Source organism: Maribellus sediminis (genome assembly GCF_011799805.1).
GTDB classification, from domain to species: Bacteria; Bacteroidota; Bacteroidia; order Bacteroidales; family Prolixibacteraceae; genus Draconibacterium; species Draconibacterium sediminis_A.
Window position 1 is genome coordinate 493,099 of the sequence record NZ_WXUB01000004.1, and the last position, 24,942, is coordinate 518,040.

The following is a 24,942-nucleotide window of genomic DNA, read 5'->3' on the forward strand; positions in this document are numbered from 1 at the left end:
CTCCCTTTTTCTATATCCTATTAATCGATATTATTTATCCACTTCAACTTTTGCAAGTTCTTCACTTTTGTATTCGCCTGCTTCCAGTTTTACTTTTACTTCCTTAAATGCTTTCAGCGTGTATTCAACATCCGAAAGACTGTGCATTGCAGTAGGAATTAAACGTAAAAGAATTTCACCTTTCGGAATAACCGGGTAAACCACCATCGAACAGAATATACCGTAGTTTTCGCGCAGGTCGTGAACCATTTGTGTGGCTTCGGCTTCTCCACCTTTCATATAAACAGGAGTAACCTGTGTATTGGTTTTTCCAAGGTCGAAACCAGCTTCTTTCAATCCGCTTTGCAGCGCATTAACAACCGACCACAATTTTTCGCGAAGTTCCGGCATGGTACGAATCATGTCCAGACGTTTCAAAGCACCAATTGTCATGGCCATTGGCAACGATTTTGCGAAAGTTTGCGAGCGCATGTTGTAACGCAGGATGTAGCAGATGTCGGTTTCGCAGGCAATAAACCCACCAATACCGGCCATTGCTTTTGCAAATGTTCCGAAGTAAAGGTCGATGCCGTCCTGAACACCGAAATGTTCGCCCGAACCGGCACCTGTTGGTCCCATGGTTCCAAAACCGTGAGCATCGTCAACAAATAAACGGAAATCGAATTCTTTTTTCAGGGCAACAATTTCATCCAGTTTACCAACCTGACCGGTCATTCCAAATACACCTTCGGTAACAACAAGTATGCCTCCTCCGGTTTCTTTGGCGATTTTAGTTGCAAAGCCAAGCATCTTGCGCAGCTTTTCCATGTTATTATGCTGGTATACAAAACTTTTTCCGCCTTTTGCTTTGTGAAGGAAAACACCATCCATGATGCAGGCATGCGATTCAGAATCGTACACGATAACATCTTTTCGGCTGGCTAGCACATCAATTGCAGAAACCATTCCCTGGTATCCGTAATTTAAAAGAAAGGCATCAGGTTTACTCACAAATGCAGCCAACTCGCGTTCAAGCTGTTCGTGTTTTACTGTTTGTCCCGACATCATTCGTGCGCCCATCGGATAAGCCATCCCGTATTGGGCAGCAGCTTCTGCATCGGCTTTTCTTACCTCCGGGTGATTCGCCAGGCCAAGGTAATTGTTCAAACTCCAGGTTAATACTTCTTTCCCACGGAAATTCATTCGTGCAGAAATTTCACCCTCTAACTTTGGAAATGCAAAGTAACCATGAATCTGGTCCATCCATTTTCCAATGTCTCCTTTATTCTCTCTGAATTTCGCAAATATATCCACCTTATTACTGTTTAAAGTTTTTAGTTTAGCTTGCAAATGTAATCTTTTTTAAAATCTGCGCAAATGTGTTAAATATTACTAAGAGCTGCATTTATTGTTAAAGCATACTTGTACATTCGTAAGCCTGATTTCAAAAAGCATTTGTGTATATTGCTAAAAATGAATGTAGTAAGTAAAAGGTTGTTTGTGTTTTTTGATTTAAATTTTGAGGCTGAATTAGTTTCACTTAATTAAAAAAAGTATATTTTTGCGCCATGTTTAAGAAAATGAGAATTCTGGGAATAAGTATCGTGTTGTTAGCCACGTTTTTAATCTCGTGTAGCGATTTTAATAAAGTGGTTAAAAGTTCCGATTACGAGTTCAAGTACAAAAAAGCAGTAGAATATTACGAAGACGGCGAATACGTGAGAGCGGGTACGCTTTTTAAGGAACTGGTAACTATTTTCAGGGGAACCAGCCGTGCCGACGAGATTTATTACTACTACGCAAAAAGTACTATGGGCCAGAAGGATTATTTAATGGCCGGGCATTATTTCAAATCGCTGGTAAATGAATTCCCATTAAGTGAATATGCCGAAGAGGCACAGTTTATGATTGGATACTGTTCGTACCTGCAATCACCAAAACCACGACTCGATCAACAGGTCACCCAGGAGGCTATTGATGCACTGCAACTTTATATCAACCTGTATCCGTTTAGCGAACGCGTGGATGAAGCCAATCGGTTAATCGACGAACTGGAAGATAAACTGGTGTATAAGTCGTATTTAAGTGCTAAATTGTACTACGATTTTGAACAGTATAAGGCGGCAGTTGTTGCATTGTCGAACAGTTTGGAGAAATTTCCTGACAGTAAATACCGCGAAGACCTGAAATACATGTTGTTAAAATCGAAGTATTTGCTGGCAACACGCAGTATCAGCGACAAGCAGGAAGACCGTTTTTCGAGTGCACTTGACGAGTATTTTGCATTTATCGATGAGTACCCAAACAGTAAGTACAATAAGGAAATAGAGAAGTATTACGAAAAAGCCACCGAATACTTGCATTATAAAGAAGAAACTACAATAGACGAATAAGAAATATGGATTACAAAAAAACAAAAGCGGCACCGTCAACCATTTCACGCGATTTGGATGTACTGACACGTGAAACCGGAAACATTTACGAAACAGTGATGGTTCTGGCTAAAAGAGCCAATCAGATCTCTTCGGAGCTGAAAGAAGAGCTGAACCAGAAACTGCAGGAGTTTGCCTCATACACTGATAACCTGGAGGAAATCTTTGAAAACCGCGAACAAATTGAGATTTCAAAATTCTACGAACGTTTACCAAAACCAACACTTATTGCTTTCGAAGAGCTGAAAAGCGGAGATATCTATCACCGTAACCCATCGCGCGAGAACAAGCAACGCATCTAATTTCACGCCTCATGAGGCTGAAAGGTAAAAATATTATTCTTGGAATAACCGGAAGTATTGCCGCTTATAAAGCAGCAGTACTTCTTCGGCTTTTAGTAAAAGAGGGAGCCGAAGTTCAGGTGGTTATTACACCTTCGGGAAAGGAGTTTATAACCCCTGTTACCTTATCAGCGCTTTCAGGCAAACCTGTAATCAGCGAATTTTTTGGTGCCAACGACGGAAGCTGGAACAGCCATGTTGATATTGGTCTCTGGGCCGATCTGATGCTGGTAGCTCCTGCCACTGCCACCTCCATCGGGAAGATGGCCAACGGCATTGCCGATAACATGCTGGTTACAACTTACCTGTCGACAAAATGCCCGGTAATGATTGCTCCGGCCATGGACCTCGACATGTTTGCTCACCCTTCCACACAACGAAACCTTTCCATTTTAAAGGACTACGGTAATACCATTGTTGAGCCCGCAAGTGGCGAACTGGCCAGTGGTCTGGAAGGCAAAGGGAGGATGGAAGAACCCGCGAACATTGTGGAAGAGGTGGTAAAACTTCTTTCACGAAAAAAAAAACTGCTGAATAAAACCTTCCTGGTAACAGCAGGTCCCACCTACGAAAAAATCGATCCCGTACGTTTTATCGGTAACTTTTCATCGGGTAAAATGGGGTACGCCATTGCCGAAGAACTGGCTGCTGAAGGAGCACGGGTCACGGTAGTTTCTGGTCCTGTAAATATAAAGGCACAGCATCGTAATATACGTGTAGTTCCGGTTGAATCGGCCCGGGAAATGTATGAAGCTTCGATTGAAGCTTTCTCAGGTTGCGACGGTGCTGTAATGTGTGCCGCAGTGGCCGATTTTACCCCGGTTGACAAATTAAACGAGAAGACAAAGCGCGGCAAAGAGAACTGGAGCATCGAATTGCAACCAACAAAAGACATTGCCGCTGAATTGGGAAAACGTAAAACACCACAGCAACTTTTGGTAGGATTTGCCCTGGAAACTACGAATGAAGAGTACAACGCCGAACGAAAGCTGCAGCAGAAAAATCTCGACTTTATTGTTCTGAACTCGCTGAACGACAAAGGCGCAGGCTTTGGTGTGGATACCAACAAAATAAGCATCCTGGAGAAAGGCAATAAAAAGCAGAATTTCGAGTTAAAATCTAAGCAGGAAGTTGCCCGCGATATAGTAGCAAAAATGATTGAATTGAAAGCGTAAGGTTATGAAGTCCAAAATATTTACCACCCTAATACTGGTTTTTCTGGTTGTATTTTCAGCATCAGCGCAAGAGTTGCGCTGCAACGTAACCGTTTCGGCACGTGGAATAAAAGGGGCCAATCAGAACCTGTTTCGCACCATGCAATCCGACTTGTACGAATTCATGAACAACCGGAAATGGACCGATCATGTGTACAGCTACGACGAAAAGATTAAGTGCAACATACTTATCCGGCTCGATGAACAGATTTCGGCCGATGAATTTAAAGGGTCCATCCAGGTTCAGTTAACACGGCCGATCTTTAATTCAAGCTATACATCAACCGTTTTGAACATCAAGGACAACGATTTTCATTGCAACTATGTGGAGTTTCAAACGCTCGAGTTTAATGAAACATCCAACCGGGATAACCTGACTAATATTCTGGCATACTATGCTTACGTTATTTTGGGTTTCGATTACGATACGTTTTCACCCGAAGGTGGAACCGAGTACTTTCAAAAAGCGCAGGCCATTGTAAACAACTCGCAAAACGCCCGGGAAAAAGGCTGGAAGGCATTTGAAAGCGAACGAAACCGTTACTGGCTGGTTGAGAATGTTTTAAATAAATCCTATTCTTCTTTCCGTAGTGCCATGTATACGTACCACCGTCTTGGTTTAGATGTAATGTCGGACCGGGTAGAAGAGGGAAGAGCCAATATTGCCGAGTCGCTGCGAGATATTCAGAAGGTATTTCGCCGCCGGCCATCCACCTACATTCTTCAAATGTTTTTCGATGCCAAATCCGATGAACTGGTAAAAGTATTTTCTAAATCGTATCCCGACGAGCGAAATCGTGTGCTGGCTATATTAAACGAGGTCGATCCTTCAAACGGCAGTAAATACGAAAAAATAGAAGAAAGCGAAGGCTTGTAAATCCGATTTAGTTTTGAACTTCCTGTAAACGGTACAAATCATACAGCTCTTTATTGTACACGTGTTCCCATCATCCCATACGGTGGAAGTGATTGCTGCCAAAGACTTTCTTGTATATATGTACCCCATGTAACGGATGCGAGCGATCTAAATTCGGGGCCGGGCCAAACATATCATATTCAGTGCATCCCTGTTCTTTAGCTAACTGTATCGATTCCCATTGAAGTGCAGAACTTACCATCAAATTGTTGGTCGCCGAAGTGGAGGTTCCGGACAAATAGCTGGCCCGCTTCCCGGACAAGATCAAAAACATGGAGGAAAGAAACTTGCAGTCAATATCCGCCATCAAAATTTAATGCTTACTCCTTTTTTATTGTTATCCCGGTTTTTCAGAATCGATGAAAAATATTCCTGGTTTTGTAATGTCATACTGTACTGCAGCCGTATCAAGGTATAATTTGTACCAGGCGCCAATGTGTTTAAATCAGTGAGACTACAATTTTAGGAATGATAGTGAACTGAAATTGTAAAGTCGAACTGATCCCGATGCGGAGCAATCGGGATCTCATGGGTCTTATTCCCCGCCCCTTGGGGCGAGTCGAAAAAGTAGTATTCCTATTGATACCCCGCTGCTCTGCGGCGGGGAAGTTCATTCTTATTTTTTTATAATACTCATGCTTTCGTCATAAACCGGGCTGTCTATTTTCAGTAAATCTAAAACACTGTGAAAAACATGGTGTTGAGATAACATATTACTATCCTTAAATTCCAGTGAATCATCCGACGCCCACACAAAAAATGGAATCTCATACTGCTCTTTAGGTGCAATACTTAGGGGTATTCCGTGCATGTATAAGCTTTTTTCGCCCAACGATTCGCCGTGGTCGGAAATAAAAATCATGGAAGTATTGTAGTCCTTTACCTGTTTTAATTCCTCAATCAGCGTAGCCAGAATGTGGTCGGTATAAAGAATCGTATTATCGTAGGCATTTATGAGTTCCTGTTGGGTGCACTTCGCCAACTCAACGCTTTTGCACACAGGCGTAAACTGATTGAATTCAGGCGGGTATTTTTTGTAATAGGCCGGTCCGTGACTGGTACTGGTATGCAGGACGATTAATATTTTATTGTTATCACTGTTCATTATCTCATCCTTCAATCCTTGCAGCAGAATTTCGTCGTACTCAAAACCCTCTTGATTATAGGCCTGTATAAGCTCGTCCTTTTTCTGATAGTTTTCTATTCGAACAGTAGGCTCACCCCAGTTTGTTGATCGCCAGATCACTTCAATGCCATTTCTATACAGATAGTTGGGTAGAATTTCATACAACTTACCGGTTTTTTTGTGTTCTAAAATCGCTTTAATTCCTTCGGTGGTATATGTTGCCGCCGATTCTGCCGGGTAAACGTGCAGGTTGTTAATCTTTGCCAGTTCAGGATTGGTATTTCTTTGATAACCGTAGAACGAGAAATTCGCGCTTCTCGCAGATTCGCCAATGACAAGCACAACTACTGATTTTGTACTGTCATTAACCGTCGCATCCGGCAGCAATATTTGTTCCTTGTTCTTTTTGTTCTTGCTATGATAATACCGGCTGGTATTTACAACATAAGACCATGGCATGACTAAAGCCCCTAATTTTTTCGAGTTTTTATCGATCCACAACCAGTTGGTAGAGTTGGCATAAATCAGGGCCAGTAAAAAAATCAAGGTTAAAGCTACCTGAATACCAAACCTTTTAAAATTCGTGAATTTGACTTTGATTTTTAGCAATACAACACTCGGAATAATTCCCAGGAATATCAGGTATATCAAAAAAGTAAGCGAAAAGAAACTGCTCGCTTCTTCATAGTTCGTATTCAGAACGTTACCAATCATTGATTTGTCGATGATAACACTGTAGGTGTTTATAAAGTATACCGCAACAGCATTGATAGTAAAAAACAGTACTAACAACCATTTACCAACTTTACGTAGCAGGAACACCGCGATATAAAAAACCAAAGCATTTAGGACGATAGTTAAAACCAGCAAACTAATAAGCAGCAGAACACCGTTTAAAGTTTTAATATCGATAATGCTGTAAACGAATTTATAGAAAGCGTAGTGATACAGTATCAGGTTTAAAAAACTAACTATTAACGCGTAATAGATGAGTTTAATTTTTTTCTTGAACATAGGATTTTAAAATTAAGTACAATGAAATCACTAAAGCAACTATTGAAAAATAAAATATCAGCAAATTATCAGCTACTATTTTTTGAATAATGGCAAAAATCCAGGCAGCAAAAAGTACCACAAAAACCGGGTAGAATTTTTTGTTCTTCATCCATACTAACCAATTTAGCCGGGCATTTATTCTGATTCCCAGCACAGCCACGATAAATCCGATCGTGCTGCCAATCAGCACATCAAAAGGGTAGTGAGCTCCAACTCCAACTCGCGAAAAGGCAATCATCAAACCCAGTGCAAGCATTAAAAAAGTCCAGATTATTTTATGCCTGTTCTTATTCGGCATAAAGGCAAACAGCAAGGTAGTTATTACCACAAAAGTTGCTATCGAATGCCCTGAAGGTAAGGATGTATTTCCGGTAAGTGTTCTGCCAATAATTACAAAGGTATCGTTGTCGAACATGGCCGCCGGCCTTGGTACATGAAATAGCTTTTTTAAGCCGGCCGATACAATTAACGAAAGAAGTGCAGATGTTATTAAGCCTTCCCAAAGTTTAGGCGAATACACCATAAAAACCGTTAAAAGCGGGAAAAATATAAGCACATCGCCCAACTGTGTAAGGTTAAACTGTAACACCGGAAATTTGGATAAATGACCATTGATCGTTAAGAACAAATCTTTTTGAATGTTAACGTATTCATCCACATAACTACCTCCTCCTTTTGAAAAAATAAAATAAATATAAAAAAGGAGTAGAATTAAAAACGGAGGAATGAGCGACCTGTAATTCACCCGACTAAAATTCTCCGTAACCTTACTGTTTAAGTGTGTGTTAACTAATTTTGACTGATTGTTTTTCAAAAGCTAAAAAATATATGGAAAATAAATAATTGCTGCTATAATTATAGTGAAAATTACTGCAAACGAAACAGCTCCCGCAGAAATATCCTTGATAAAGCCAATACGGCTGTGAAATTCCGGCTGGATATAATCGCACAGTTTTTCTATAGCAGTGTTTACGCTCTCAACAGCCAGTACCAGGCCCATTAGCAGGAGTTGAATAATCCACTCCATACGAGAAATTTCAAAGTAAAATCCAAGAACAATAAAAACCAAAGCGATGGAAAATTGTGAAATTACAGCATGCTCGGTTTTTAACAGTAAAATCATTCCCCGTAAGGCATATTTAAGGCTTTTTACCCGGCCAGTTAAAAAATTACTCATAGTGGTACTCTTTTTTTGTGTGATTTTAAAGGAAATACAAGTTCCGCGGAACCAAAAACAGCAGTTCGCAGCATCCATATCGTCTGTGATAATCACTCAAATTTTGCACGAAAGTAGTTCATTTTGTGGATTTTTAAAATTCGTAGTTCGATACAGAACTTGCCAATAACATTACCTAATTTAAAACTTATGTGAATGGCCGTTGTGGAATACAGCCAAAATTAATTCACGTTACATTCTGCTTTTGTTCAAATTATTTCGGTGTATTCTGATGAGGAAGTCGGTGATATTCTTGGCAGTTCGTTCCCATTAACAAAATAGTTACAAGCTTATGTCATGTTTCCTGCGCTACAGAATTTTTTATTGCGTGCAGGCGGTGCTTCTTCTGCTAATTTTGGTATTTTCGTTACTTCGTAATCCAACGTTATATGCTGTCGAAATTATACATTGCGAATTATGCTTTAATCAACGAATTACAGGTTGATTTCCACCGCAACCTGAACACGGTTACCGGGGAAACCGGTGCCGGAAAGTCGATTATTCTGGGCGCTTTGGGGTTGATCCTTGGTAGTCGCGCAGATTTATCGGTGTTGAAAGACAGCACCCAAAAATGTGTGGTGGAAGGCATGTTCGAAGTAAAGAATTACCGGCTGAAACCTTTTTTTGAGGCTAACGACCTCGATTACGACGATACCACCATTCTGCGTCGTGAAATAACACCGGCAGGTAAATCGCGGGCCTTTATAAACGATACACCGGTTAACCTGAAAGTGATCCGTGATCTTGGATTGCAATTGATAGACATTCATTCACAGCATCAGAACCTGGAGCTTAGCAACCAGAAATTTCAACTCGATCTGGTGGATGCTGTTGCTCAGTCGAAATCGTTGCTTTCCGAATATAAAACTCTTTTTTCGGCCTATAAACAGGCACAGAAAGCATTACTCGAACTCGAAGAAAAGGCAGGGAAAGAGAAAGCCGAACTCGATTATTTCGAGTTTCAGTTTAACCAGCTCGAGGAAGCCAACCTGCAGGAGAACGAGCAGGAAGAGCTGGAGCACGAGCTGGGGCTGTTGAATCATGCCGAAGAAATAAAAACAGCTTACTCGACTGTTGAAGACTTACTGGATTCTGAGCGTTTTTCGGTGATTCAGAACGTAAAAGCCGCAAAAAAAGCGCTTGAGAAAATCAGTGCATATTCCGGCGAGGCTGCTGAAATTGAAAAACGTTTGGAAAGTGCTGCCATCGAGCTTCGCGACCTGGTGGACGAAGCAGCAGCGCAAGCCGAACGTGTGGAGCACGACCCGGCGCGTATTGAGGAAGTAAACGACCGGCTAAACCTGTTGTACGGTCTCTTGCAAAAACACAATGTTGCATCGGTTGTAGAGTTGATTGAACTCCGAAACGAACTGGATGCCAAAATAAATACGGTAACAGGCTACGAAAACGAAATTGCAGCCCGGCAAAAAGCGCTGAACGATTTGCGAGACCAACTGCAAAAAAAGGCTGGTGAATTAAGTGCTGTGCGTAAAAAATCTTTTACCGGAATTGAAAAATCGGTTGTAGAAGACCTGAAGCAACTGGGTATGCCAAAAGCTAAATTCAAAATAGAACACCATACGCAGGACGATTTTCGAGAAGACGGACTGGATGCGGTGGCGCTCTTGTTTAGCGCCAATGCCGATGTGCCGGTCGACGATATCGCACGCATCGCTTCCGGAGGTGAAATGTCGCGGGTGATGCTGGCCATTAAAAACCTGCTACGGAATTCAAAGGCCCTGCCAACCATTATTTTTGATGAAATTGACACCGGTGTTTCTGGCGAAATTGCCATGAAAATGGGGAACATCATCAAAACATTTTCCGACACTACGCAGATCATTAACATTACCCATCTGCCACAAATTGCTGCCCGTGGCGATGCGCATTTCAGGGTGTACAAATACGAAGAAAAAGGAAAGACTTTTACCTCGATAAAAATCCTGACTGACGATGAACGTGTGGAAGAACTGGCAGTTATGGTAGGCGGTGAGAAACTCACAGATACCACTTTGCAGGCAGCACGCGAATTGCTGGCGAACTAAAGGCGAAGAGCGGAGAGCCAAGAGCTGAGGGCGGAGATTGACGGATTAAAGGACTGAGGGGTTGAGTGATTGAGTGACTGAGGGAAAAAGGAAGAACAACTGATAATAAATTGCACGAAATTTTTTCCCAATGACTAATGACAAGTGACCAATGACTTCTTGTTCAAAGATCTTACTTGCAATGTTAATCTTCGGTTTGAAATATAAACTTATAATTACGGTAGTAAATCATGACAGAAATAGGAAAAGTAAATACCCTGACCATTGTTCGGGAAACCGGCAACGGCGTGTACCTCGACGGCGGTGAACTGGGGGAGATTTTAATGCCTCAGAAATTTGTAACTGAAGCGCATAAAAATGCTGGAGAAGCCGAGGTTTTTGTATATACCGATTCGGAGGACCGTTTGGTGGCTACCACAGAAAAACCGTTGGCTACGGTGGGCGAGTTCGCCCGGCTGGAAGTAACGGCAGTGACCAAAGTAGGCGCTTTTTTGGATTGGGGCCTTCCAAAGGATCTTCTGGTGCCCTTTAGCGAGCAGAAACAAAAAATGGAAGTCGGCCGCTTTTACCTGGTGTATATCTACCTCGATTTGGTGACACAACGCATTGCAGCATCTTCGAAACTAAACAAGTACCTCGATAATACGCCACCCGAATACAAACCGGGAGAAGAAGTAACGATCATTATTACCGAAGAGACCGAAATTGGCTACAAGGCTGTGATCAATCGCGAACATACTGGGATTTTATACAGAAACCAGATATTTCGCCCGGTTAGTGTGGGGGAAGAGACGAAAGCTTATATCAATAAGGTGCGAGACGATGAAAAAATCGACCTGATTCTGGATAAACCCGGGTATCAAAAAGTGGATCCGGTTAGCGATGAGATCGTAAAGCAGTTGCGCGAGAATAACGGGTTTATGGCCATTTCGGATAAGTCTTCGCCTGAAATGATCAAGGCGATGTTTGGCATCAGTAAAAAAACATTTAAACAGGCGATTGGGGCCTTGTATAAAAAACGAATGATCCGTTTCGAATCTGATGGTATCCGCCTGATCAGCTAGGAGTAAACCTCTGATCTTATTTATTCAATATTAAATTGCTTGTTAAGAATGTTTCGGTCCTGTTTGCGTTGCGCCAGAATTCGAATGTACTCTTTGCAATTGGCAGCATGAATTTCATTGTTTTCACCAAAGAGGTAATATGATTTTACAGCCCAGTCGATTGCAGCATCCATCTCATCGTTCATTTCGCAGGCTACTGCCAGGTTAAACATCGACTTTGCGGCAATGTTCTTGTTCCCATTATCTACATTGGCTTTCCAGTATTTGGCAGCCTCCAACCAGTTTCCCTTTTCTACCATATCGCTGGTCTGCTTTAATTCTACGTGCCCCGATACGTAATACATCCGTTTTACCGTTGACCAGTGAGGAATCAGAAAATTTGCCGTATTGCCTCCTGCAATATCAGCCGCATTTAGTACAGCATCTTTGCGTGGCGGAAGTCTATGTATTGCTTCCTTTTTGCTTGTCGCCAACTTCGACCAGTAAATGGTATCGGTTTTTGAGAAATGAAAGGCCAGATTTTGCTTGTTCAGATCGTAAGCGGTCCAGAAATAGTGGATCAGTACCACTTCGTTAGCTGAAGCACTGTAATCGAAATAGCTTATGCCATTCTGCGTGTAGAAATGATCAAGTGACAGCAAGATATCGGCAGTACAGGTATCTGCAATGACCGCAATTTCCTCTTTTGAATACAAGCCAAATTGTGGATCGATGTATTTTTTATGCATGACCGGATTTGGAGAAGGTTTTGTTTTTTTGAGTTCGTTGGTTAAGGTGTGAACGCCCATAAAACTATTTAACTCATCCTGTGTAAGCGTTGAATCACCAAAAATTAATTCGGGTATGGCAAGCGTGTCGATAAATTGAGTAGTAGAATAATCTGCTGAATTCAGCGTGCTGACATTTTCGAAAAAGTGTTGCTCTTGTAGCGTTGCAGCAAATAAATCGAAATAAACTTCTGAAGCGATGCTGTCGAGGTTGGTTGAATCGACCATTTCTTTGCCATCAACATTATAGCTTGCACAGATTGGATTCCAGGCGACATTTGAATTGTTATAGCGCAGGGCCACATTTTGATAATCGTCGGGTAGTTTAACCTTCGCCGGCTGCAAAATATCTATGTCGATCATTCTTGAATTATAAAGCGTGTTACAGCCCTGAATTACCATTAGGATTGCGAGGATGGGAAGAATTAGGGCGGAGGTTTTTGGTTTCATTGGTCAGATTCGAAATTAGTATTCATTTTGGTTTAGTCGTTCAATATCCTTTTGCCGTTTTAAAAGTAGTTTTCGGTACTGCATAATCATTTTCAGATCTTCCTTGCTTTTGTAGTCCATGGCAATCTGCTGAGCTGCAATCAACCATTTTTGAGCGGTATCAAGGTCGTCTTTCATTTCGTAGCCCAGGGCCAGGTTGTAGCGGGCGTTAATGGCCATTTTCCCGTTGCTGTCGTCGGCATATCTTTTCCACAGCATAATGGCGTTGTCCCATTCACCTTTTTGTACGTATTCATCGGCAGCTGCAAAGTCGGGGAGAGGCGGAACTGAATACATGCGGTTGACGTTTTGCCACGAAGCAAAAAAGCGCTTCGAATAGTTTTCTCCAGCCATTTGTGCCGCAATTTTCAGTGCCGTAATACGGGGCGGAAGTTTCGTTTTTCGCTGGTAATTTCCCTGGTTGTCGTAACCGTTCCAGAAAATGGTGTCGATCATCGTTTTACGTTCGAGCAGTTTTTGCGTATTCGGATTGTAAACTGCCCAAACTGCAGCCGTGATCACTTCATTCGATTTGGTTGGCATGGCTTCTGTTGACGAGTATTCGGAATAAAAACAGGAAAAGGTTTCGAGCGAAATCAACAGGTCGGAATTCGTTGTTTCGCTTATTTTTTCGATAACATCAAAATCAAGCGCCGGAAGTTTATTTCCACGATGTTCCTTGAAAAGTTCGGGGAAAATATTAATGTTGGTAAAAGCGTTCTTTTCCTTCAGGTTTTTAGCCAGTTCCTGCATACTGATGTTTACCAGCACCGAGTCAAGGTTCTTCGGATCTTTTGCAGCTTTTTTCAGCCTGAAATCATCCTGGTAATAGTGCAGCAGGGTATCGTTGGTGTATTTGAAATTCCGGTATACAATGGCCACATTCTCGGCCTGCGGGGGTACGGCAATAACACCCGGCTGATAAATTTCAATAGGGTATTCCTTGTAAACAGTACACGCACTTAAAAGAAAAATGGATAAAATAAATAAGGCGACACGGTTCATCGGTTTTGTTTTTCGAGTTCTAGTTTTCGGTACTTTAATCGTTCCAGGTAATCGTAGGTTTGCTGGTTGAACTGGGTATTGTATGAATTCAGGCCAAGTGAGATGGCTTTTTCGAGATCTCCCTGGATTTCTGCCGCAACAGCCAGGTTATAGAGTGCTTTACTTTTTGTGCTTTTCGATGTTGACTCTTTTGCCAGTTTTTCCCACACTGCTACTGCTGAGGTCCAGTCTCCGCTGTCGATGTATTTGGCAGCCGTTTCCAGTTGATTGTCGCCGGTTGAAAAGAGTTTTCGTTGCTCGGCTATCCACGAAGTACTTATTTTCTCAGTAAAATCGAGGGAGAGCGCAATTGCGGCTTCAGTGAGTGCTTGTTTTACAGGTGTGAAATGCCTGAAAAGTTCCTGCGCCGATCCTGCCATGTCTTCCCAAATAATAGTATCACGCATAAATTCGCGAACCAGGACCTTCTCATTTTCCGGTTCATAAACTTTTAGCAGCGACTCGTAAACAACAGCCATGTGTGCTTCAGAGGCCGTATAAAATCCATTGTCTACGGGATTATAATACGATTCTTTATCGTATTTGCAGATCACTCGTGTGCTGAACATATCAACCGAAAGTATGGCATCGGTATTGAATTCTTCACACAAGGTTTTTACCTCGTCCCAGGGCATCGATTCGCTAAAAAATGCGTTGCTTTCATGGGCGATAAATCGATTTTCAGGTATCACAATATCATAGCGGCCCGATTCGAAGAGCAGATCGCCCAGGGCTTTCAGCATGGTATCGGCAGCCTGAATGTCTTTTATGATGGTGTCGGTACTAAAGCCTTTATCGAAAAATAGTTGCTGCAAAGTGTCACTTGGTACATCGGTATAACTTTCATCAACTGTCCGGTTGATCAGCAGCAGGCTTTGAATTTCTGCCGGCAATTCATTTTTTGCTTTTTTAGGCAGTTCTATTGTTACCGTTTTAAACGATGAGCAAGAACCTAAAAAGATCAGGAGGCTAATCCAAATAACATAATATTTTTTGATGGACAGATTCATTGGCAGTAACTCAACAAAATTGTTTTTAGTAAACACCCCAGTATTTTCTCAAAAACCATTCCACACTCAACAGGACTAATAAAACGAAGAAAAGCCATTTTAGGTTTAATAACTCGTTAATCATTTCCTGGTAATAACTCACAGCTTTTAATTTATTGCCGTTTTTTAGTTCGTCGATCAGGCTGTTTGTATTATTGGGAAGGTAGAACTGACCTCCGCTTAGGTTGGCCAGCTGATACAAAACATTGTGGTTGGCCCGGGTAACTACATTTTCAAGATTAACGGCAATAACCGTGAAATAACCGGTTTCGGTGAAGGTTTCGTCGCCAAGTGTTACCTCTGCTTCAAATGTATAATCGCCAACCGGAAGATGGCCGGTATTCAAATAGTAATTCTCGCCCTGCACATCGAAAGTAAAGCGATACTCTTCGTTATTCGAATTCCTGATCAGGATGTTTATTTCACCGCTGCTTACCTTCTCATAGGCGTCGTTATATACTTCGGCAGTCATGACCACATCATCAGTTTCGGCATAAACCGGTTGATGATCGATGATGAAATTATCTTCGTTTTCGCGTAAAGCCAGGTATTGGACAAGTTGATTAACGAGTTCGTTAAAGCGCTCGTGGCTCTGGTTTTGGTAGTAATCGAACAAACGCCAGCGCCAGATACCTTCACCGAAAATAAATCCAATTTTTCGTCCGTCGATCTTCCCGGTGGCCATCAAAGGTTTCCCGGTTTCAATGTTTTTAAGCTTTTGATAGAAAAGTGGTGTAAATCCTGCATCGAGGGTATAATCGGCAAAGTTTACCATCAAAGGAGGAAACTTAGGAAGTAATTCCTTAAAATCTTCCGACAGTTTAAAGGTGGCAAAACCCGGATTTAAAACAGGCTGTGCTTCTTCTCCCGATCCCGCCAGCGGCTGAATTGCGGCACCCTGTGCCAGAATATTAAATTGCGGAATAAAGGTTTTGCTTCCAACAATAAAGAGAACGGGCAGGCGGGCGGCTTTGGCTTTTTCAACGAGTTCGCCCATCGACTTGCCTGATGTTGGCAGCTGGTTCAGAATTAATAAATTGAATTCTTTCAGGTCGCTTGGATACGGTTCTTCAGTGAACACCGTAACATCGTAGCTTTTTTGCTCGTCGAGCGTGTTTTTTATAGCACCGATATCGGGATGCGAACCATCGGAAATGATCAGCACCTTCTGTTTGTTTTCCAGGATATTGATGACAAAATTAGCACTGTTGTTATCCGTATTGCGCTCGTTTTCTGTGCTTTCTATTATTGCTGTGTAATGTTGCAAACCCGGTTCGCTGGCTTCGAGTATAAATTCCTTGGTAATAATATAATTGTCGTTGGGCGGGGTGATCATCACACTCTCCAGTTCAACATCATTGTGAAAAATGGAAAGTTTCAGGGTTTTGTTTCGAATCCTCGAGAACTGTACATCCACCTCAACCGGGAATTTATTGCCCTGAAATGCGGTGCGGTTCATTCGCACATCCTGAATGCGGGCATCCTTAACAACTGTTGTATCGCCAAAACCAATGGTATACACCGGAAATCCAACATCACCAAGCAGGTTAACCGGATTTTTGCCACGATTGTAGATACCGTCTCCGGCAACGATCAATGCCCCGATGTTTTGGTTGAAGTGATTGTTGACTACCGTAGTCAGCATTTGGCTGTAGTCCGATCTTTTCTCAGAGAAATTTAATTCATCCGGTCCCGGTTCGTCGCCAAAGGTGTAGTTGACAAGTTCAAAATCGGCGGATAACTGCTTTTTTATTTCTTCCTGAACGGCCGTGATTTCATTGGCTGCTGAGGCAGAGTCGCCACTTAAAATCATTGATGAAGAGTTGTCCCAGGCAGTAATGATTACCGGATTCTGGGTGATCTTTTTCAGGTTCCGGATAAATGGCGACAGTAATAAAAATGCAATCAGAAAAAAGGATAGAAACCTCAATACCATTAAGGTACGTAATTGTATTTTCGAGAGCTCGCCGTTGGCTTTGTTCCTGAAATACAGTAAGAGGGAAATTCCGATTGCTGCAAGTATGAATGCCAGTATGATAACCGGCCAGTATGTTGTTCCGAATGAGATCAAATCTTCTGAATTTTAAAAGTCGTAAATATAAGCAACTCCTTTTTTATAATGATTAAACGAGCATTGTAATTTAAATTATAGGATTATGATTGTGTTTTATGCTAGTTACATGAGTTCCCAATTAAAATGATAAATTTGAACGAATGAATTATGGTTAATACTACGCGACCGTTTCAGCGATGCGGTAAGTGGTTAATGTTGTTAAAACCGATTCTGTAACAAATTGTTTCATTTGAAATTTTAAAAAGATGAAGTCTGTTTATTTTATACTGATTGTTTTGGTAGTTGCCGCCTGTGGCCCAAAGTATAATCCTGAGATTACAATTCCTGAGATACAGGAAAATATTGGCTATCTGGCGTCCGATTCATTAAAAGGAAGAATGTCGGGTGAAGCCGGTGATAAGTTGGCTGCTGAGTTTATACGTTCGAAATTCGAAAGTGCCGGGCTCGATTTGCTTTACGATAATGGATTTCAGTATTTCAACCTGGTAGCCTCTGCAGAAATGGGCGAAGGGAATAATTTACAGGTTGGTTCTGAGTCATTTGCTCCTGAAGTTGATTTTCAGCCTTACGCTTTTTCTGCCAATTCAACTGTTGAAGCCGGCGTAGTTTTTTGTGGCTATGGCCTGGAAGTGGATCAGGATTCACTAAAGTGGAATGATTTCTCCGGAACCGACGTTTCCGGAAAATGGATTCTGGCTTTGCAGGGCGATCCCGATTTAGATAATCCAAACAGTCCTTACCTTCAGTTTTCTACTAAACGCGCAAAAGGTCTTGTGGCATCCGATAAAAATGCTGCCGGTTTGATTCTGGTTGCCGGACCAAAATTTAATGATAAAGACGAGTTGTCGTCCTTATTTTTTGACAAAAACAGCAGTCGTTTTTCAATTCCTGTGTTGCAGGTTACCCGGAAAGTCGCCAACGAAATTCTGAAAGGAACAGGCGAAACCATTGCTTCGCTCGAGGCTAAAATGGAAGAAAATAATGCCGGTTTGAATTTGTCAACTGAGGCTACTGTAAAAGCTACTGTAAATGTTAATCTGAAAGAAAAAACAACAGAGAATGTGGTGGCAATGTTACCCGGAACCGATGAAACACTTAAAAATGAATATGTGGTTGTTGGTGCTCACTTCGATCATTTAGGAATGGGTGGACCGGGATCGGGCTCGCGTGCTTTGGATACCATTGCCGTTCACAACGGTGCTGATGACAATGCTTCTGGCGTTTCCGCGGTAATTCAACTGGCAGAAAAAATGGCCGGAGAAAAGAGCAACAAACGCAGCATCATTTTTATAGCTTTTGGTGCCGAAGAAATGGGTTTGGTAGGTTCGAAAGCTTTTACAAACGATCCGGCAGTTGGTTTAGACAGTGTTGTGTCCATGTTAAATTTCGATATGATTGGCCGGCTGGATACAACAACCAACGCTATCAGCATTGGCGGAACAAAAACATCGGTAGAAACCGAACAGATCCTTACCGATCTAAATCCCGGATTTGAACTGGCTTTTTCAGGCGAAGGTATCGGGCCATCGGATCATGCATCGTTTTACCTGCAGGATATTCCGGTTTTCTTTTTCTCAACCGGCGCTCATCCCGATTACCATACACCGCTCGATGATGCTGAACTGATTGATTACGAAGGTGCGCAAAAAGTGATGGAATACGGTGCCGCTGTACTGGAAGAACTGGCTAATCGCGATGAAAAACTCACCTTCCAGGAAGCCGGAAGTAAGTTTCAACGCAGCCGTGGCGGCCGTTTTAAAGTAACGTTCGGAATTATGCCCGATTATGCCGGACTGGAAAAACGCGGAATGCGCATCGACGGTGTTACCAAAGACAAGCCGGCGTACAAAGCGGGCATGAAAAAAGGCGATATTATTACCGCCATCGAAGGTAAACCCGTAAAAAACATTTACGATTATATGGCCCGTTTGCAAACACTCGAAGCCGGAACCCGCGTTTCGGTGGACATCATTCGTGGTGAAAAAGAAACGGTGCTGATTGTGGAACTGTAAAACACCATTAAATTTCAATAAATAGCTGAACGTATCCACCCATCCTCTTATCCTTCCCTCATACAGGGAAGGACGAATGGTCAGTGGTTTTAGACAAATACAGTGCAATTTGATCACATAAGATCATTTATTGCAGGGACTGATCGTCTCTCCATTTAAAAAGGGAGAGACAGGAGAGAGGGTACAGAAATCTCAAAATATTCTGACAAGTAATTCTCCTTCAGGGGAACTAGGGGTAAACGAGTAAGGATGTCATCCGTCAACTGACGGACGACATCCTTATTTTTTAGATCCAGCCCCTTAATTTGTAGTAGGAGAGAGCCAGCATTTCGCGAACGATCAGGATTTCGTACTTCAGGTGATTCCATACCTGGTAACGCACGTTCATGCTGTTCCCTACATCAGGCACGAGTAATTTATTTCCACCCAGTTCATCATCCTTAAAAGTAAAATCGGCTTCGGCTGCATTTTCAAAGGCAGGCACGGCATTTACCTTTTCAAATCCTGCTTTCCGAAAGCAAAGCACTGCACGCCGCATATGTTCGGGCGAAGTAACCAGCAGAATTGGCGTTTTATAATTCACCAGTCCGGCACAATTTAATGCCTGAGAACGCGTGTTGGTTCCTTCGCTTTCTAAAATTATACTCGATGCGTTAACGCCTCTTAACACTAACTCTTCTTTCATTTTTCGGGGAGTGCTGGTGCTGTCGGCTGCGTTGCCGGGCATGGACACAATTACCTTGGCTTCGGGGAAACTTTTGCAGGCCTGCGAAACATACCAGCTGCGCATCAGGTTACTCTGACTTGGCATTCCTCCGCCACCTAAAAGCACAATGAATTCAGGTTGCCAGCTCAATTCCGCTTTGCTTGTTCCCAGCCAGTGATAGCCCCAGTAGGGCCAGGTTGTGAAAGCTATCAACACACAAATGGTGAAAAACACGCCGGCAATCACAAAGAAATTTCTCAGTAGTTTCAAAAAATAGATACTTTTGACTTTCAGTTTGGTCATACTTGATCATTGATCGTATAAAAGTAAGTTAAAATTTAAAACACAGGCTTTTGAATACTTCAGAAAAAAACGAGATTCTTGAACTCTTTGAACATCAGTTTAATGAAACTGTTGACACGTTTGAAATGCTGCCGCAATCGGGTTCGTACAGAGAATATTGCCGGCTTGGAAATAAGAACCGCACCGTAATAGGTGCCCTAAACAGTGATGTAAAGGAAAACACTGCATTCTTGTCGTTTTCCAACCATTTGTACCACCTCGGAATCAAAGTTCCGAAGATTTACACGGTAAGTTCCGACCTGAAAAAATACTTACTGGAGGATCTTGGCGACACCACACTTTTTGCTTTTCTGAGTAAAACACGTGAGGAGGAAGGGTTCTCGGAAAATATTATTGCCGAGTACAAAAAAGTGCTGACGGCTTTACCAAAAATCCAGATCATTGGCGGAAAAGATATCGATTACTCGGTGTGCTACCCGCGCGAGGCTTTTGATAAGCAGTCGATGATGTGGGACCTGAATTACTTTAAATACTATTTTCTGAAGCTGGCCAAAATTTCGTTTGATGAGCAGGCGCTTGAAGATGATTTTCAGCAATTCAGCAATTACCTGCTGAGCGCAAGTTCCAACTTCTTCCTGTACCGCGATTTCCAGTCGCGCAATGTGATGTTGAAGGACGGCGAAGTGTATTTTATCGATTACCAGGGTGGTCGTCGCGGTGCCTTGCAATACGACCTGGCTTCGTTGTTGTACGACGGTAAAGCCGATATCCCGGAAAGTGTTCGTCAGGATTTGTTTCATTTCTACCTGAATGAACTAAAGAAATACATGAAGGTAGATGAGGAGCGCTTCACAGCCTACTTCAAAGGATTTGTGCTTATTCGTATTATGCAGGCCATGGGAGCCTATGGTTTCCGCGGTTTTTACGAGAAAAAAGAACACTTCCTGAAAAGTATTCCATATGCTTTGAAAAACCTGGATTTGCTGCTGAAAGATCTTGATCTGCCTGTGAAAATAACCGAGCTGGTTGCCGTTTTGAAAAAGCTTAGCAAGTCGGAAGTGCTTAAGGAAATTGGTAAATCCGATTCGAATCTGACCATAAGAATAACAAGTTTTTCCTATAAAAAAGGAATTCCAGACGACCCTTCAGGAAATGGCGGCGGTTATGTTTTCGACTGCAGGGCCATTAATAATCCGGGCCGTTACGAGGAATATAAAAAATTGAGTGGAAAAGATCTGGCAGTTCAGGAGTTTTTAGAACAGAAGTCGGAAATGGGATTGTTTCTCGACGCTGCCAAAAAACTGGTGGAGCAGTCGGTTAAAGTGTACCTCGAGCGCGGATTTTCGCACCTAACGGTAAATTTTGGTTGTACCGGCGGCCAGCACCGCTCTGTATATTCGGCCGAAAAATTGGGCGAATATTTGCAAAACAATTATCCTGTAAACGTTGTTTTAGTACACCGTGAACAGGATAGTTGGAGATGAGCAAAAAAGCATGTAAAAAGAAAGATTTTCAGAATAAAGAGCACGCAAAATACGCTTGTAAGAAATGCGGTGCACAGGTAAGCAAGAAAGAAAAGGTTTGTAAACCTGAAAAAATCGATTCGTATAAAACAGTTGATTAAGGTTGTTCGTATTTTCTGATTCATTTCGATGTAAATTGTAAATGTTTTTCGCCTTACCTTCTTGGTAATTAGGCGGGCAGTTTATATTTTCGCAGCAAATTTTAAAAACAGACTAACACATGGGAAGAGCATTTGAGTACCGCCGTGCAGCCAAAGAAAAGCGCTGGGATAAAATGTCGAGGGTTTTTCCAAAACTCGCCAAGAAAATAACCATTGCAGCTAAAGAAGGTGGTCCCGATCCGGATATGAACCCGTCGTTGCGTACGGCAATTCTGAATGCCAAGCATGAAAACATGCCGAAAACAAACATTGATGCGGCAATCAAACGGGCTTCAGGAAAAGATGCTACCGATTATGTGGAAGTGTTTTACGAAGGAAAAGGCCCGCATGGCGTATTGGTTTTTGTTGAATGCGCAACCGACAATACTACCCGTACAGTGGCCAACGTAAAAAGCTACTTTAATAAGGCCGGTGGTGGTCAGGTTCCGAACGGATCGCTTGAATTCATGTTTTCAAGAAAAGCTGTTTTTGAATTCGACCTGCCTGAAGGAATGGAAGTGGAAGAAATTGAACTGGAGCTGATCGATGCCGGATTGGAAGAGATCGAAGAAAACGAAGGTAAATATTATGCGTATGCCGATTATACCAGTTTTGGCGAGTTGGCATCAGCTTTCGAAGGCTTGAAAATTGAGCCCACCAAAGCTGAGTTAAAACGTATTCCAACTACGCCGGTTGAATTTACGGAAGAGCAAATGGAAGAGATTGAAAAAATGTTGGATAAGATGGAAGAAGACGACGATGTACAGGCGGTTTATACCAACATCGCATAAATTCTGATTACAACATTGCAACCATAATTAGAAAACGCATTCACTACAAAGTGGATGCGTTTTTTGTGTTTAAGCTGGTAGTTTTGGACCCCCTAAATCCCCGGAAGGGACAGTTCCTCTCCGCCAGCTGGCGGAAGGTTAGGAGTGGTGCTTATTTCGTAAATGTTTGCTTGCTTTGATTTTTCTACATTTTTATAATTTATTTCAACTTCTATTCTGTTTTATCACCGAAATTGCTGCATTAACCTCGAAAAAAGCATCGCTTATCTAAAAACTTCCTCCTTATTGGCGGCTTTCTCCTATATTCGAACAAAACAATACTTATGCTGCCAGTTCAGGAATACATTAAACATTTCAAACAAATCTGGGAATCGAGTCCCAATCATTTCCCGGAGTTTTCAAAGTTATATACTGAAGAAGAAAAACGCGAACGAGAAACGAATTACGAACATTTCCAGGCCAAAATAAAAAGCCTGCAAAACCACAGCAAAGTACAGAAGCTCAAAAATGATCCCGGAGGTTCTTTCTTTCCCATGTTCAAAGCTTTTCTTGAAACAGTTTTCGATTTCGAAAAAGATCATCTTAAAGTCATTCTTTCGGAAGAATTCAAGGATGTTTCGAAAGACTTTTTTTACAAGGCACGTGCTTTTGGCCCCGAGTTAAAGCCTGAAAATATATACCAGGGAATGCGAAATGTGTGGATCATGAACGGCATTCAGTTGATGCTGAATGTTCCGGTTCGCATTACACCATCTGTTTTTGCTTATTCAATGATCTATCCGTACAGCGATAATTTTCTCGATGATCCCGAAATTCTTGCAGGAGAGAAGGAGATTTTTTCGCGGCGCTTTAACCGGAGGTTGCATGGCGAGGAAGTAAATCCTGCCTCGTTTACCGAAGAGCAACTGTTTAAGCTGGTGCGTATGTTCGAAGATGAATTTCCACGAAAAAACTTTACTGAGGTGTATGAAAGTTTGTATGCCATACAAAAGGGACAAACTGATAGCCTGAAAATGGCCGCTGATAATGGTCTTTCGGATGACAGAATAGTGGAGATTTGTTTTGAAAAAGGTGGTGCATCGGTTTTAGCTGATGGTTACCTGGTTGCCGGAAAACTCACACGCGAACAGGAACAAGCCCTGTTTGGTTATGGCGTTTACCTGCAATTGCTTGACGATATCCAGGATGTAAAGGAAGATTCGCTGGCATTTACCAAAACCATATTTTCGTGCCTGCCCGAAGAAGATCTCGGAAGTTTTGTTAATCGCACCATTCATTTTGGCCGCGTTGCTTTGGAAGAGATGCGTTGTTTTGAGGGTGCCGGTAACCGTGATTTTATTGATTTGATGAACCGCAGCATCGAAACCATGGTGATCGAATCGGTTGGTATGAATAAAAAGTGGTATACAGCTGATTATCTGAACAAGATAGAACAGTATTCACCGCTTCATTTTGAGTTTGTTCGTCAAAAACGGGCACAGTCGAAATCGCAACGGTTTTCCATGTTTCAGAAGTATTTCAACAGTGCCCGACCTGAAAATGTGCCAATAAGCTTTTAATTTTTTATGGCTTCGATCAGGCGGTTGAGCTTGTCGCGGAGATCGATGATTTCATCAATATTTAATTCGCCGACATCCAGTTTTTCGGCCAGTTGCATGGGGACCAGAGCCGCCTGCTCACGAAGTTTCAAGCCTTTTTCTGTGAGGCTGATCGTACGGCTGCGTTCATCGGTTTCTGATCTTTTCCGCGTAATCAAACCCAGAACTTCCATTCTTTTTAAAAGGGGAGTAACTGTGTTGGTGTTCAGAATGAGTTTATCGGTGATTGTATTCACCGAAACCTGATCGTTTTCCCACAGCACCATCATTACGAGATACTGAGGGTAGGTCAAATCCAGTTGGTCGAGCAGCGGCTGGTACGCACGCGTAATCAGCCGTGATGCAGCGTAAATCGGGAAACAAACCTGGTTACCAAGTTTTAATTGCTCGTATTCCATATTAACGATCATTTAGTTTTTATTCTGCTCCAGTAACTTAATAATTTCAGGTTCCAGTTTTTCGGACTTGGTTGTCGGCGCAAAACGTTTCACAGGTTTCCCATGCTGGTCTATCAGAAATTTAGTAAAGTTCCATTTGATCTTTTTACCAAAAGTACCGCCCAGTTCATTCTTCAGGTAGTCGAATAGTGGGTGAGCGTTTTCACCGTTAACATCAACTTTCGAGAACATTTGAAACGTAACACCATAGTTGATCAGACAGCCTTCTGAAATCGATTTTTCATCGCCGGGCTCCTGGTTTCCAAACTGGTTACACGGAAATCCTAAAATGGCCAGGCCTTTATCTTTGTACTTTTTATTTAATTCCTCAAGACCTGCATATTGTGGCGTAAAACCACATTTGCTGGCCGTATTCACCACCAATACAGTTTTGCCTTTAAAGGCTTCCATATCGATCTCTTTTCCCTGTAAACTCTTTGCTGTGAATTGATAAAAATTGTTGTCCATTGTTTGATTCTTTTATGCTTTCCTATTTATGTCGTTCGCGACACAAATATAGTTAGTCTGATGAAATATCGCACGCGATATAAAATTGCAGACCTATGATTTAACAATTAATTCAATCAAATTTCACAAGGAAAAAATTGTACATCAGAAAA

At 42.1% G+C, this 24,942-nt stretch carries 22 protein-coding genes; 10 read left to right on the plus strand and 12 right to left on the minus strand.

Annotated elements, in window-relative coordinates:
• Positions 1-30: 30 nt before the first annotated feature.
• Complete coding sequence (locus HFD85_RS16775; RefSeq protein WP_167612521.1) at positions 31-1,293, minus strand: aminotransferase class I/II-fold pyridoxal phosphate-dependent enzyme; 1,263 nt, start codon at positions 1,291-1,293, stop codon at positions 31-33.
• Between the two features lie 254 nt (positions 1,294-1,547).
• Here HFD85_RS16775 and HFD85_RS16780 point away from each other — a divergent pair, with 254 nt between their 5' ends.
• Genes HFD85_RS16780 through porD form a run of 4 tightly spaced genes read left to right on the plus strand, consistent with a single transcriptional unit; the run spans position 1,548 to position 4,843 of the window.
• Positions 1,548-2,372 (plus strand): outer membrane protein assembly factor BamD, encoded by an 825-nt coding sequence (locus HFD85_RS16780; RefSeq protein ID WP_240925067.1) that lies wholly within the window; start codon positions 1,548-1,550, stop codon positions 2,370-2,372.
• A gap of 5 nt (positions 2,373-2,377) precedes the next feature.
• Positions 2,378-2,713 carry a DNA-directed RNA polymerase subunit omega gene (locus HFD85_RS16785; protein WP_167612523.1) on the plus strand — a complete coding sequence of 112 codons (336 nt, stop codon included), beginning with the start codon at positions 2,378-2,380 and terminating at the stop codon, positions 2,711-2,713.
• Positions 2,714-2,724: 11 nt separating this feature from the next.
• A complete protein-coding gene (coaBC, locus tag HFD85_RS16790) occupies positions 2,725-3,927 on the plus strand; it encodes a bifunctional phosphopantothenoylcysteine decarboxylase/phosphopantothenate--cysteine ligase CoaBC (protein WP_167612525.1) in 1,203 nt (400 codons plus the stop codon).
• 4 nt (positions 3,928-3,931) lie between these two features.
• Positions 3,932-4,843, plus strand: a complete 912-nt coding sequence (gene porD / locus HFD85_RS16795) for a type IX secretion system protein PorD (protein ID WP_167612527.1) — start codon at positions 3,932-3,934, stop codon at positions 4,841-4,843.
• Positions 4,844-4,913: 70 nt separating this feature from the next.
• Here porD and HFD85_RS21935 read toward each other — a convergent pair whose 3' ends face one another.
• From HFD85_RS21935 to HFD85_RS16815, 4 genes are all read right to left on the minus strand, one after another.
• Positions 4,914-5,189 (minus strand): peptidoglycan bridge formation glycyltransferase FemA/FemB family protein, encoded by a 276-nt coding sequence (locus tag HFD85_RS21935; protein WP_167612536.1) that lies wholly within the window; start codon positions 5,187-5,189, stop codon positions 4,914-4,916.
• 309 nt (positions 5,190-5,498) lie between these two features.
• Complete coding sequence (gene eptA / locus HFD85_RS16805; RefSeq protein WP_167612538.1) at positions 5,499-7,022, minus strand: phosphoethanolamine--lipid A transferase EptA; 1,524 nt, start codon at positions 7,020-7,022, stop codon at positions 5,499-5,501.
• Positions 7,003-7,809, minus strand: a complete 807-nt coding sequence (locus tag HFD85_RS16810) for a phosphatase PAP2 family protein (RefSeq protein ID WP_206082005.1) — start codon at positions 7,807-7,809, stop codon at positions 7,003-7,005. The genes eptA and HFD85_RS16810 overlap by 20 nt, the downstream gene beginning before the upstream one ends.
• A gap of 72 nt (positions 7,810-7,881) precedes the next feature.
• Entirely contained in the window at positions 7,882-8,241 is a 360-nt protein-coding gene (locus HFD85_RS16815; RefSeq protein WP_167612540.1) for a diacylglycerol kinase family protein, read from the minus strand.
• A 428-nt stretch (positions 8,242-8,669) separates the two neighbouring features.
• Here HFD85_RS16815 and recN point away from each other — a divergent pair, with 428 nt between their 5' ends.
• Together recN and HFD85_RS16825 are read left to right on the plus strand one after the other, a co-directional pair.
• Positions 8,670-10,325 carry a DNA repair protein RecN gene (recN, locus tag HFD85_RS16820; protein ID WP_167612542.1) on the plus strand — a complete coding sequence of 552 codons (1,656 nt, stop codon included), beginning with the start codon at positions 8,670-8,672 and terminating at the stop codon, positions 10,323-10,325.
• Between the two features lie 230 nt (positions 10,326-10,555).
• Positions 10,556-11,389 carry a CvfB family protein gene (locus tag HFD85_RS16825; RefSeq protein ID WP_167612544.1) on the plus strand — a complete coding sequence of 278 codons (834 nt, stop codon included), beginning with the start codon at positions 10,556-10,558 and terminating at the stop codon, positions 11,387-11,389.
• A 20-nt stretch (positions 11,390-11,409) separates the two neighbouring features.
• On the opposite strand, the gene HFD85_RS16830 is transcribed toward HFD85_RS16825, so the two are convergent.
• The 4 genes from HFD85_RS16830 to HFD85_RS16845 form a co-directional block, all read right to left on the minus strand.
• On the minus strand, positions 11,410-12,519 hold the full coding sequence (locus tag HFD85_RS16830) for a DUF6340 family protein (RefSeq protein ID WP_167612546.1): 1,110 nt from the start codon (positions 12,517-12,519) through the stop codon (positions 11,410-11,412).
• 102 nt (positions 12,520-12,621) lie between these two features.
• Complete coding sequence (locus HFD85_RS16835) at positions 12,622-13,650, minus strand: DUF6340 family protein (RefSeq protein WP_167612548.1); 1,029 nt, start codon at positions 13,648-13,650, stop codon at positions 12,622-12,624.
• Positions 13,647-14,699 carry a DUF6340 family protein gene (locus HFD85_RS16840; RefSeq protein ID WP_167612550.1) on the minus strand — a complete coding sequence of 351 codons (1,053 nt, stop codon included), beginning with the start codon at positions 14,697-14,699 and terminating at the stop codon, positions 13,647-13,649. Before HFD85_RS16840 ends, HFD85_RS16835 begins: the two co-directional genes overlap by 4 nt.
• A 25-nt stretch (positions 14,700-14,724) precedes the next feature.
• Positions 14,725-16,809 carry a hypothetical protein gene (locus HFD85_RS16845; protein ID WP_167612552.1) on the minus strand — a complete coding sequence of 695 codons (2,085 nt, stop codon included), beginning with the start codon at positions 16,807-16,809 and terminating at the stop codon, positions 14,725-14,727.
• Between the two features lie 248 nt (positions 16,810-17,057).
• On the opposite strand from HFD85_RS16845, the gene HFD85_RS16850 reads away from it, so the two are divergent.
• Positions 17,058-18,824, plus strand: a complete 1,767-nt coding sequence (locus HFD85_RS16850; protein WP_167612554.1) for a M28 family peptidase — start codon at positions 17,058-17,060, stop codon at positions 18,822-18,824.
• 286 nt (positions 18,825-19,110) lie between these two features.
• On the opposite strand, the gene HFD85_RS16855 is transcribed toward HFD85_RS16850, so the two are convergent.
• On the minus strand, positions 19,111-19,800 hold the full coding sequence (locus tag HFD85_RS16855; protein ID WP_167612556.1) for a YdcF family protein: 690 nt from the start codon (positions 19,798-19,800) through the stop codon (positions 19,111-19,113).
• Positions 19,801-19,883: 83 nt separating this feature from the next.
• Here HFD85_RS16855 and HFD85_RS16860 point away from each other — a divergent pair, with 83 nt between their 5' ends.
• The 3 genes from HFD85_RS16860 (at position 19,884) to HFD85_RS16870 (ending at position 23,846) form a co-directional block, all read left to right on the plus strand.
• Positions 19,884-21,317 carry a RapZ C-terminal domain-containing protein gene (locus HFD85_RS16860; protein ID WP_240925068.1) on the plus strand — a complete coding sequence of 478 codons (1,434 nt, stop codon included), beginning with the start codon at positions 19,884-19,886 and terminating at the stop codon, positions 21,315-21,317.
• 259 nt (positions 21,318-21,576) lie between these two features.
• Positions 21,577-22,287, plus strand: coding sequence for a YebC/PmpR family DNA-binding transcriptional regulator (locus tag HFD85_RS16865; protein ID WP_167612558.1), 711 nt, complete (start codon positions 21,577-21,579; stop codon positions 22,285-22,287).
• A gap of 323 nt (positions 22,288-22,610) precedes the next feature.
• On the plus strand, positions 22,611-23,846 hold the full coding sequence (locus HFD85_RS16870; protein WP_167612560.1) for a class 1 isoprenoid biosynthesis enzyme: 1,236 nt from the start codon (positions 22,611-22,613) through the stop codon (positions 23,844-23,846).
• Here the strand turns inward: HFD85_RS16870 and HFD85_RS16875 are convergent.
• Together HFD85_RS16875 and HFD85_RS16880 are read right to left on the minus strand one after the other, a co-directional pair.
• Positions 23,843-24,295 carry a MarR family winged helix-turn-helix transcriptional regulator gene (locus HFD85_RS16875; protein ID WP_206082006.1) on the minus strand — a complete coding sequence of 151 codons (453 nt, stop codon included), beginning with the start codon at positions 24,293-24,295 and terminating at the stop codon, positions 23,843-23,845. The genes HFD85_RS16870 and HFD85_RS16875 overlap by 4 nt on opposite strands.
• Positions 24,296-24,790 carry a glutathione peroxidase gene (locus HFD85_RS16880; protein ID WP_167612562.1) on the minus strand — a complete coding sequence of 165 codons (495 nt, stop codon included), beginning with the start codon at positions 24,788-24,790 and terminating at the stop codon, positions 24,296-24,298.
• Positions 24,791-24,942 lie beyond the last annotated feature (152 nt).

Coding starts and splice junctions, on each gene's coding strand:
- HFD85_RS16835 (WP_167612548.1), bottom strand. CDS start 13,650: ATGAACCGTGTCGCCTTATTTATTTTATCCATTTTTCTTTTAAGTGCG.
- HFD85_RS16865 (WP_167612558.1), top strand. CDS start 21,577: ATGGGAAGAGCATTTGAGTACCGCCGTGCAGCCAAAGAAAAGCGCTGG.
- HFD85_RS16880 (WP_167612562.1), bottom strand. CDS start 24,790: ATGGACAACAATTTTTATCAATTCACAGCAAAGAGTTTACAGGGAAAA.
- HFD85_RS16785 (WP_167612523.1), top strand. CDS start 2,378: ATGGATTACAAAAAAACAAAAGCGGCACCGTCAACCATTTCACGCGAT.
- HFD85_RS16840 (WP_167612550.1), bottom strand. CDS start 14,699: ATGAATCTGTCCATCAAAAAATATTATGTTATTTGGATTAGCCTCCTG.
- HFD85_RS16815 (WP_167612540.1), bottom strand. CDS start 8,241: ATGAGTAATTTTTTAACTGGCCGGGTAAAAAGCCTTAAATATGCCTTA.
- recN (WP_167612542.1), top strand. CDS start 8,670: ATGCTGTCGAAATTATACATTGCGAATTATGCTTTAATCAACGAATTA.
- HFD85_RS16780 (WP_240925067.1), top strand. CDS start 1,548: ATGTTTAAGAAAATGAGAATTCTGGGAATAAGTATCGTGTTGTTAGCC.
- HFD85_RS16825 (WP_167612544.1), top strand. CDS start 10,556: ATGACAGAAATAGGAAAAGTAAATACCCTGACCATTGTTCGGGAAACC.
- HFD85_RS16830 (WP_167612546.1), bottom strand. CDS start 12,519: ATGATCGACATAGATATTTTGCAGCCGGCGAAGGTTAAACTACCCGAC.
- eptA (WP_167612538.1), bottom strand. CDS start 7,022: ATGTTCAAGAAAAAAATTAAACTCATCTATTACGCGTTAATAGTTAGT.
- coaBC (WP_167612525.1), top strand. CDS start 2,725: ATGAGGCTGAAAGGTAAAAATATTATTCTTGGAATAACCGGAAGTATT.
- HFD85_RS16850 (WP_167612554.1), top strand. CDS start 17,058: ATGAAGTCTGTTTATTTTATACTGATTGTTTTGGTAGTTGCCGCCTGT.
- HFD85_RS21935 (WP_167612536.1), bottom strand. CDS start 5,189: ATGGCGGATATTGACTGCAAGTTTCTTTCCTCCATGTTTTTGATCTTG.
- porD (WP_167612527.1), top strand. CDS start 3,932: ATGAAGTCCAAAATATTTACCACCCTAATACTGGTTTTTCTGGTTGTA.
- HFD85_RS16870 (WP_167612560.1), top strand. CDS start 22,611: ATGCTGCCAGTTCAGGAATACATTAAACATTTCAAACAAATCTGGGAA.
- HFD85_RS16875 (WP_206082006.1), bottom strand. CDS start 24,295: ATGATCGTTAATATGGAATACGAGCAATTAAAACTTGGTAACCAGGTT.